Source organism: Pedobacter sp. (genome assembly GCF_040513095.1).
Taxonomy (GTDB): Bacteria; Bacteroidota; Bacteroidia; order Sphingobacteriales; family Sphingobacteriaceae; genus Pedobacter.
Genome location: NZ_JBEVDX010000194.1, coordinates 1 through 9,958, shown reverse-complemented (window position 1 = coordinate 9,958; position 9,958 = coordinate 1). Strand labels below are relative to the sequence as shown.

General features: G+C 45.3%; 9 protein-coding genes. 2 read left to right on the top strand and 7 right to left on the bottom strand.

Translation table 11 applies throughout. The annotated features are described in order from the left end of the window. The coding region (locus tag ABWY16_RS21400; RefSeq protein ID WP_353906707.1) for a glycoside hydrolase family 84 protein at nucleotides 1–1,893 on the bottom strand (1,893 nt) is incomplete at its 3' end. Nucleotides 1,894–2,005: 112 nt separating this feature from the next. Between ABWY16_RS21400 and ABWY16_RS21395 the strand changes: the two genes are divergently transcribed. Next, on the top strand, nucleotides 2,006–2,140 hold the full coding sequence (locus tag ABWY16_RS21395; RefSeq protein ID WP_353906706.1) for a hypothetical protein: 135 nt from the start codon (nucleotides 2,006–2,008) through the stop codon (nucleotides 2,138–2,140). Between the two features lie 313 nt (nucleotides 2,141–2,453). On the opposite strand, the gene ABWY16_RS21390 is transcribed toward ABWY16_RS21395, so the two are convergent. From ABWY16_RS21390 to ABWY16_RS21380, 3 genes are read right to left on the bottom strand one after another with little or no spacing between them, the layout of a single operon-like run. After that, entirely contained in the window at nucleotides 2,454–4,625 is a 2,172-nt protein-coding gene (locus ABWY16_RS21390) for a xanthine dehydrogenase family protein molybdopterin-binding subunit (protein WP_353906705.1), read from the bottom strand. 30 nt (nucleotides 4,626–4,655) lie between these two features. After that, entirely contained in the window at nucleotides 4,656–5,300 is a 645-nt protein-coding gene (locus tag ABWY16_RS21385; RefSeq protein WP_353906704.1) for a hypothetical protein, read from the bottom strand. After that, a complete protein-coding gene (locus tag ABWY16_RS21380) occupies nucleotides 5,297–5,770 on the bottom strand; it encodes a (2Fe-2S)-binding protein (RefSeq protein ID WP_353906703.1) in 474 nt (157 codons plus the stop codon). Before ABWY16_RS21380 ends, ABWY16_RS21385 begins: the two co-directional genes overlap by 4 nt. A gap of 367 nt (nucleotides 5,771–6,137) precedes the next feature. Between ABWY16_RS21380 and ABWY16_RS21375 the strand changes: the two genes are divergently transcribed. Further along, complete coding sequence (locus ABWY16_RS21375; protein ID WP_353906702.1) at nucleotides 6,138–7,376, top strand: PQQ-dependent sugar dehydrogenase; 1,239 nt, start codon at nucleotides 6,138–6,140, stop codon at nucleotides 7,374–7,376. Nucleotides 7,377–7,473: 97 nt separating this feature from the next. Here the strand turns inward: ABWY16_RS21375 and ABWY16_RS21370 are convergent, their stop codons facing one another. The 3 genes from ABWY16_RS21370 to ABWY16_RS21360 all read right to left on the bottom strand — a co-directional run. Beyond that, on the bottom strand, nucleotides 7,474–8,553 hold the full coding sequence (locus tag ABWY16_RS21370) for a cupin domain-containing carboxymuconolactone decarboxylase family protein (RefSeq protein WP_353906701.1): 1,080 nt from the start codon (nucleotides 8,551–8,553) through the stop codon (nucleotides 7,474–7,476). 62 nt (nucleotides 8,554–8,615) lie between these two features. Further along, the gene (locus tag ABWY16_RS21365; protein WP_353906700.1) at nucleotides 8,616–9,161 is read right to left on the bottom strand and encodes a flavodoxin family protein; all 546 of its coding nucleotides are present in this window, start codon (nucleotides 9,159–9,161) and stop codon (nucleotides 8,616–8,618) included. 174 nt (nucleotides 9,162–9,335) lie between these two features. Continuing rightward, on the bottom strand, nucleotides 9,336–9,958 hold a 623-nt coding region (locus ABWY16_RS21360), incomplete at its 5' end, for an aldo/keto reductase (protein WP_353906699.1).

Sequence of the window (9,958 nt, the reverse complement as noted above, 5' to 3'; positions counted from 1 at the left end):
ACCGCCAAAGCGGGTTGCTCCCGGTATAGTCTGGATAGCGGTTGCTTGCTTAACATAACTTTTAGCACTGGCAAAATAACGCGGAGCTGCCGAGCTTCCTTTATCCGCGGCATCAAGACCGGCTGCAGTCAATTGAAATGCTTTTCCCCATAACTGCATAGCATCAAGCCATGGGCGGGAGGTTTGGGCAAATGATGAGTCTGGCGTACCAGCACGGATAATTTCCGGAACGTTTGCAAACTCGTCAGCAAATTTGACTAAGCCTGCAATAGCCAAATGTCTTGCATCATCATCACCAGAAGAAATCGCATCCCGCACTCCATCAAGTAATGCTTTTAACTGTGGAGCCTGTTCCTGCCAGGGTTGACTGCCGAATGTTGGCGCCAGATGCTGTGTATCAAAAAAGGTGAGCATTGCTCTGGTGGTACGTGGATCACCTCCAGCCAAATCACGTGCTGCAGCATGCAATGTGCGCTCAGCATCATAATCCTTGTCATTCCAGGCAAAGGCAGCCACTCCGGTAACTGCAACACGACTTGGTGCTTCCTGGTTCATGGGATTTGATAGAATCCCTGATAATTCTGCTGCTAATCCGGCCTGACGGCGTGTATAAGGAGCAAGCAATAAGCGCCCGGTGGATTCTCCGTAATCATTAACCGGGTAGTTATCCCATAAGAGTGTCTTCCGCCCAAATGCTTTTGTTGCAGCCTTGGCATCCCTTGTGGATATAGCGGGTGGTACAACGTCTGTACCAGTCCACTGTACTACAATCTGCGGGTCAAGATTCTTTCTTAAAGCTGCTTTATATGGACTTTCCTTGGCATCATAATACTCAGTTGGAACCATGATTAATGCGGGTGCCTTAGGATCTTTAATTTTAAGGTTCGCCTGCAGCGCGTTCAGCAATCTGGACTGTGCAATACCTGCGGCCTCAGGCCCTGACGGTCCAAATGTTTCCTTATCGCGTTCGCAATTCCATTTGGTGTATTCAATATCATCCAGGGCCACATAAAAACTGTGCACCCCAATAGAGCGCAGCGCATCAAACTTCTGTTCCAGTGCCTTAAGGTCGCCAGGTTCAGAGAAACAGATGGTTGGTCCCGGAGAAATTGCATACACAAAGTTGATGTGGTTGCGGCGGGCTGTTGCTGCCAGTGTACCTAGTTCTTTAAGAATCGTAGCAGGATATGCCTCACGCCATTTGGCCCGTGCATAGGGATCATCTTTAGGACTATAGATATATGTATTTGCTTTTACGCTTGCGAGAAAGTTGAGGTGTTTCGCACGGTCTGTCATAGTCCACGGCGCACCATAAAAGCCCTCAATAGTACCACGGATAGGCATAGCAGGATGATCCTGGATCACCAGCGCCGGAAAGGCCGGCCTTACTGAGAGTTGTCGAAAAGTTTGTGCGGCATGAAATAAACCATCAGCATCATGTCCGGCGAGAGTGATCAGTGCACCGCTACCAATTGTCATGCTGGTAAGAGTATATCCTTCTGCATGACTGTCAAGCACATTACCGCTTAACTTGAGTGCTGTACGTACAGGTGCTGAAGTTCCGGTACCAAGCACAATATAGGGACGGTCCAGGGTTGAAGGTATCTGTTTGGCTTCCCCGATAGTTTCTACTCCTGCCAGCATCATGCTTCTGCGAACGATAGCTTCTGCTTCAGGATCGGCACCAGGGCTGACAACCAGAACAACTGACTTACCTAAGATAAAAGAGCCTTTGCCTGGTTTTACAGACACCGGTGCAGGAATAATTGAAGGAAAAATCGACTGCCTCACCGACACCGGGCTTATAGTTTGCTGCATAGGCTGGACCTTTTGAGCATAAGTCGTGCTTAAACCGAGCATAAGCATGGTTAAGCTTCCACATAACTTTTTCATTGATATTTTAACTTTTAGATTTTACGTCTGCAATATAGTCCATTAAAAGAAAAATGCAGAGCAGTATTGTTCAGTCATTAGGAGATTACCTTTGAATCTCATAATTTTATGTATGGGCAAACAAGAATCAGCTGAAGAGTTTTTCCTGGAACGCAATGTGGAACCGGGTATTATGGGACAGTTCAACGTGTTTGAAATGGAAAAGTTCTGCGAGCGGCCAATGCAGTATAGCAGACGGGATTTTTAATTGATCCGCAGCAGTTGGCTATGATGGAAGATCTTTTAAAAAAGATGCTGCCTGAACCACAATTCCCCCTTGATTCTCCTTCTCAAGCTTTGAAATTGGAATCTGCAAAGGATTATGCACAGGCACACTGTCAGTGCACGTTAACCATTTAAATTCAACGGTCAAAGAGGTTACAGGTAAATCTACTTTTACACATATCATGGATAGAATCCCTGCCGAATCAAAAGTCTTGCTGAAGCATACTGACTGGCACACGCAGATATTGCGTTTAGCCTGGATTTGATTATCTGTAAGGGCTACCAATGTTTAAAGTTTAAACCTTTGCCAGATTAAAAGGCAGTTTCCTGATCCGCTTTCCTGTCAGGTCAAATATTGCGTTGGTTAAAGCTGGTGCGAAAGCTGGTAATCCCGGTTCGCCCATCCCTCCTGCATCTGCATCGTTATCCATAATATGCACTTCCGTTGGCGGTATATCTGTAATCCTTGGCATTTTGTAATCGTAGAAGTTCCGCTGCTCAACCATACCATCTTTAAAAGTAATCTCATGTATAGTTGCTGCACCAATAGCCATTACTACGCTACCCTCTACCTGTGCTTTGATAATATCCGGATTTACATACCAGCCGCAATCTACAAAGACCCAAACCTTGTCAATATGTACACCACCAGCGGGTGCTTTTGAGACTTTAACAATATGCCCAACTGTACTAGCAAAACATTCTGTAATGGCTACTCCATAACCTTCATTCTTCTTTCTGCTTTTCCAGCCAGATACCTCTTCCATTTTATTGATCAGCAACTGGCTTCGTTCATCTTTCAGATATTGCCTCCTGAGATCAAGGGGATCTTTCATTGCCTTATGGGCAATTTCGTCTAAAAAGCTTTCATAGGCAAAGCCATTGGTAGAAGCATAAACTGACCGCCAGAAACTGGTTGGTATAGGTGTTTTAAAAGGAACATCAGCAAAACTGATATTTTTGATCGAATCGTAATAAGGTTTTAAAAAACCTTCTGAGGTACTTCTGTTTGGTTTTCCATTGTCACCTCCACGCCAATGATCATTATTCTGCCCCGCCATGCGAAACTTGAGCGCAGTAACATTGCCATTCTCCACAGCTCCTTCGCAACGGTAAGAAACACCCGGACGGTAAGGTCCCTGCGTTGCATCATCTTCTCTTGTCCAAACTACTTGTACCGGGGCACCTATCTCTTTGGAAACAAGTACAGCTTCATAGGGATAATCCGGCATTGCTTTACGTCCGAAACCGCCACCAAGAAAAGTCATATTAACAATGACCTTTTCTCTTGCCACTCCCATCTTTTTACTTACATAATCCTGTATCCAGTTAGGTGCCTGTACAGGTCCCCAGATCTCTATTTTATCACCCTGAAAATGAGCAATACAATTTACCGGCTCCATGCAGCTGTGCGACTGGTAAGGCGTTTCATAGACTACATCCAACTTATCCTTTGCCTGAGCGATAATTCCTGTAGGATCACCCTGTGTCTTTAAAGATAACCCTTCGCTGCTCTGCAGGAGTTCACGATGGCGGGTGTAGATTTCAGGGGTACTGATATGTTCAAAGCCTGTATCATCCCATTCTACACGCAATACCTTCTTGCCCTGAATGGCCGCCCAGGTAGAATTAGCTACCACAGCCACTCCCTCGCGGTCAGTATCCCAAACTCCCATCACCACTTTAAACACTTTGATTACACCGGGAACTTTCAGTGTTGCCGTAGCATCAAAACTTTTAACTTTGCCACGCATGCGCGGATTACGTTCAACCGCTGCAAACTTCATCCCCGGGATTCTTTTATCGATTCCAAAGATAGCTTCGCCACTTGTTTTCATTGGCGAATCGCGACGGTGGTTTCCCTTACCTATGATTTTATAGTCTGAGCGTGCTTTAAGTTTCACATTTTTCGGAGCTGTTATTTTAGCGGCCTCCACTACCAATTCTCCGTAATGGAATTTCTTACCGGAGGGTTTATGAATTACATGTCCGGATTCTGCAAAACATTCTGCAGCAGGAACTTTCCATCGCGCCGCAGCTGCCATGATTAGTACCTCACGCGCAGTTGCGCTTAACTTTAGCAGATTTTTATAGCTGCCTCTTATGGTAGAACTTCCGCCGGTTAGCTGGCTACCGTATTTTTTTTCATCCCCTTGTGTAAGCTGAATATCCACTCCATACAGATCTACCTCAAGCTCTTCGGCAATAATCTGGGCAATTGAATGGTATACGCCCTGCCCCATTTCGGCCCGGTGACAAATGAGTGTTACTTTACCATCGGTATTGATAATAATCCAGGCTGCTAATGCAACACCTGCATTTGCAAGTCTGGCCTCTGTGTCGGTGAGCACACTTGCTTCTGCGTCGTCGGTCACGTATAATCCCAGGCAGAGGGCTGTGCCTGCAATACCTGCAATCCTGAGGAAATTCCTTCTGGAAAGGTTTTCAACTTCTTCTGATACTGACATATGTTATTCTTTAAGAATCGATTGAATCTGTTATTTTTTTGGTGCATAGGCACCGGTGCTTAGCCAGGTTAACCAGGCTTTTTTGAATGCGGCATGGCTCATCGGCGGTAATGTACGTCCTTCACCGGGGTTCCATCCTGCCTTTACCAATCCGTCATCAGCGTGTTCAATCAGCTTTTTCATATCCTTGTGGCCATTTAGCTTAGGATCTACCAACTGTTTTGCTAACTGACGTGGCGTTTTGCCTTGGAAAACCATTTTCATATCTGCAGGCGGTAGATGCCAGTTGGGATTTCCCGGAGGAGTGTGTAAACCGGGCGTGTTAGTCGGCTGGTGGCAGTTTGCACATTTCATTGCAAGCACTCCCTTACCTTCCAAACCCCTTTTTGGAAACATGGTGTGCAAATGGCTGTCATCGCCCTGCAAAGGAATATCACCTTGTGGGTGACAATTCATACAGCGGGGGCTCATCAATACTTTATATACCGCGGTGAAAGCTTTCACAGAGGCAACACTGTCTTTCCTGAATACTATCGGTTCAGGGTTTTCTACTTTGAGCGTAGTCGTACGGTTCATGCCAAAAGCCATCAGGCCAGCTACATACAGCAGAAGGCCCATCACGATCACCGATTTTGAAGGCTTAAAGTTTTTCCAGGGTTTCATTAATTTGTTCATTTGGTAACTCCTTCCTTCTTTTGCAGTTCCGCAGCCAGATGAATCGCTTTACGAATGCGTAAATAAGTACCACATCTGCAGAGGTTACCTGCCATGGCATCATCGATATCCTGATCTGTAGGTTCAGGTTTTTCTCTCAATAACACTGCAGCAGACATGATCTGACCAGAATGACAGTACCCGCACTGCGGCACATTTTCTTCATTCCAGGCTACCTGTGCAGGATGGTTATTATTAGCTGATAAGCCTTCAATAGTAGTAATCTCCTGACCAGCACCTCGGCTGAGTTTGGTTACGCATGAACGTACAGCTTCGCCATTCAGGTGAATCACGCAGGCACCACATTGGGCAACTCCGCAGCCAAACTTAGTGCCGGTAAGCCCGATGATATCTCTGATCACCCAGAGCAGCGGCATATCAGGATCCGCATCGATCTGATAGGTTTTGTGATTTACATTAAGATTGACCATACAAGACAAGTTGTTTTAAATATTGATAACAGCTAACGCGCAATATAGGCGAAAAGCTATTGCGATAAATTAAAAATAACACCTGTAAAATTGTTTTCAAAAGCGGAGGTCTGCAATCAGTGATATTGGTAGGATTATCAGTAATCTGTATACTATACCCATGGATAAAAGGTAAGAGATTTATATTACCAGGTTCTCAAATGTAAATATGATATGAAAAACAGTAATAATAAAGGACCTTTGGACATTCTCCATTAATGCCAGCTAAAAAGTTAACTGATGCAGAATACAACAGTGATAAATAAATAGATTGTTTCTTACCGCTGCGCCTATATTTTTCGTAGATATATTAACCTAACCTATTCTTATGAAAAATTATATGTTCTTACTAATGGCCGGATCTATCGTCATGGCCATTTCATGTTCAAAGGGCAGTGATGATACTGGAACTACGCAACCTCCGGAAACGACTGCTCCCGGGACCTCAGTTGAAACACTACCACCAAATTCAACATACCGGCCGGCATTTGCAGGACAGACGCGCATAGCCGCTGTCCGCACAGCCACCGCCTACAGTTCGAGGGTACTTACTACCGCTCTGACAAGTCCCTGGGGCATCGCCGCGCTGCCGGACGGCCGGTTTCTGATTACTGAAAAAGCAGGAACAATGCGCCTTGTTACAGCAAGTGGCCAGGCGGGTAATGCACTTACCGGAATTCCGGCTGTCAACAGCGCGGGCCAGGGCGGTCTGCTGGGCCTTTGTGCAGATCCCTCCTTTACGTCCAACAGAATGGTTTACTGGTCTTACTCTGAAAAGGGAACTGACGGAAGTGTCCTGGCAGTTGCCAAGGGCCGTCTTTCTGCAAATGAAGCAGGCATGGAAAATGTAACCGTGATCTATCGTGCTACACCTGCCTACTCAGGTACCAACCAGTATGGCAGCAGGGTTATTTTCGACCGTACCGGAAACCTGCTGGTGAGCAGCGGAGACAGATCCGATCCGGGCATCCGCGTACAGGCACAGGCTTTGAACTCTGCTATTGGCAAAATCGTGCGTATTACCACAGATGGACAGCCTGCAGCAGGAAATCCATTTGCGGGGCAGGCTGGTGCGCGTGCTGAACTGTATTCTATTGGACATAGGAATCAGCATGGCCTGGCAATACATCCTGTAACAGGTGATTTGTGGGAAGGTGAACTCGGCCCACGGGGAGGAGACGAGATCAACCTGATCAAACCCGGAGCAAATTATGGATGGCCGGTGATTACTTACGGAATAGATTATAGTGGACAGCCAATAGGTGGCGCCATACAGCAGCAAACTGGTATGGAGCAGCCAGCTTATTACTGGGATCCGGTGGTCTCGCCAAGCGGAATGACTTTTTACAGGGGCAATCGCATACCTGAATGGGAAAATAACTTGTTTATAGCCGCATTAAGCGGAATGCACATTGTAAGGTTGACGATCGCTAATAACCGCGTAACTGGCGAAGAAAGGTTGCTGGCAGCTGAGCAACAGCGTTTCAGGGATATAACGCAGGGTATTGACAACGCCTTATATGCTATAACGGACGGCGGTAGATTATATAGGATTGACCGGAATTAAATATTGGAAATCACACCGCATTCACCTAGTTTAAGAATGATATGTGAATATCAAAAGATCAGAAAACTTTTTTTCCCGGATCTTTGATAGTAATTGGTTATCCTGCCTTAAGTTTTTCAAGCACTTTCCTGCCGGCATCGGCATCTGCAGTACTGGCAACATCAGCAACTACATCCAGCATATGCGACACCTGATCTCTGGTAAGCCCTGTATTCATGCTGAGTCCCATATGGGATTGCAACTGTGCCTCTACTCCTCCCAGACTGCTGAGCGCCGAAATAGTTACCAGTTCACGGTCCTGATTACTCAGTACGCCACGGCTAAAAATATCTGCGAACAAATGTTCTTTCAAAAATAGCTCGATAACGGGGACAAAAGCTGCATATCCGGTTTTTGGACCCGTTTCTGGTTTCCCTGTTAAAGTCTCCAGGTTCTTTTTACCCAGCTCGTATTTATTGACATTGCTGCTGAGCACAACTGGCTCATCGCCTACTGGATCATTGATGTTTTTTGCCTTACGCTCCTCCATCAACGTATTCAATGTATTGATCGCATTCAGGCTTCTAGGAAAACCACAGTAAGCATATAACTGAACAAGGATTTCTTTAATTTCATTTACCGTCAGCCCTGCTTCAAGCCCTTTGGTTAATTCGGATTCAAGCGCAGGCAAATTGCCTTTAGCTGTCAAGGCTGCAATTGCTGTGATGCTTTGCTGCCGCCGGGTAAGAAACTGTTTACCAGCTATCTGGGTTTGTCCAGAAAGATAGATGTCATCGTCTACTTTTCCCAGCCAGATAACGGTACCCTTATCAGCATTCGGACCAATAGCAGTATGTGTCATCCGGCTATCAGGTGTGGCCCCATGCCAGTGCTCAGCGCCGGGCAGAGAAGTAACCAAATCCCCTTTATGTAGTATTTGCTTTGGTTTCCCTTTCTCCTGATAAAAAGCTGTTCCTTCAGTGATGAGCAGGATCTGCCCTCCGCCGTGGGAATGCCAGTTAGTTCTTGCACCGGGTTCAAAAGAAACGCTCCCGACAGAACATTCCAGGCCATTTTTTGCATCTGTATACATCTTTACTGAGGTGTTGCCCGTGAAATGTGATGCTGCATCTGAATTAACGTTACTACCCGATTTACTTTTTGGGTTTTTATCCTGTGCGTCTGTATATATTGTCATAAATATTGCTAAAAATGAAGTGCCCGCTAGGCTTGCTATTGATTTTTTCATAAACTTAAATTTTATTGAATGATCTTCAGCTTTTGTAGCCAGACCTGTACTTGTTTTGTAACCTCTTCTTCTTTGCTGTCTTTAATTACGAACAATACTCCATCTCTTTCTATTCCGCCTTTTGTAGAATAGCCTTCAAGTATTGTGCTGTTTGGCGTCAGTTCTTTAACTGTGTCAAATGTGCTGCCAATGCCATAACCTGCATTGCTGTTAAAAAGGACAATAGTTTTACCGCTCAAATCATTTTGCTTTAAAAAGCTTTTCATGGGTGGTGGCAGCTGCATACCCCAGGTGGGAAAGCCAAGAAATATCAAATCATATTGCCCGGGATTATCAATTTTAGTTTTCAGCGGGGGCAAAAAACCTGTAGCATTTTCATTGGAAACCTGATCTACTATTTTTTTATAGTTTTCCGGATATGGGGTAACCAATTCCAGGGCTACTAGCTTCCCACCTGTGTATTTCTGAATGATCTCTGCGATAGCTTTTGTGTTGTTTGTTCTCGATAGATACACTATCAGCACCTTTTTATTCGCGAGCGTATCTGTGTTCTTCATTTTTGAGTTTGTGTTTGCAGCTGATGTATTTTTCGATTTTGAGCATGCAGTGAACATAACGCTGTTCAGACTCAAGAGCAAACCTAATATGACGATACATTTCATAACGATGTAAATTAGTAGATAGAGATGCAGGTATGTTCATATTTATAAACCACATGGTTTGATGCGCCACTAACGGTTCACCATTTTTTGACCAGCTTCACCATAACGATGTCCCTGTACGTCAATTTTTGATAGTGCAATCTCAATTTTTGACAAATCGTCGGCGCTCAAAACTATATCAGCTGCTCCGATATTCTCTTGCAGGCGGTGCAGCTTTGTAGTGCCTGGAATTGGAACAATCCATGGCTTTTGCGCAAGCAGCCATGCTAGTGCAATTTGCGCTGGTGTAGCATCTTTATCCTTCGCTAAATTCTGCAGCAGCCCAACCAGAACCTGATTTGCCTGGCGGTTTTCCTCGGAGAACCGCGGAACACTGTTGCGGTAATCTGATTTGTCAAATGTTGTTTTTTCATCGATTTTGCCTGTCAGGAAACCTTTTCCCAATGGGCTAAATGGAACAAATCCAATTCCCAGTTCTTCGAGCGTAGCAAGAATCTCCTGCTCCGGCTCCCTCCACCACAATGAGTATTCGCTTTGCAAAGCAGTTACCGGTTGTACAGCATGTGCTTTTCTGATGGATTGCGCACCAGCTTCTGACATGCCGAAGTGTTTGACTTTACCTTCCCATATCAATTCCTTTACAGCACCTGCAACATCTTCTATAGGTACAGTTGGGTCAACCCTATGTTGAT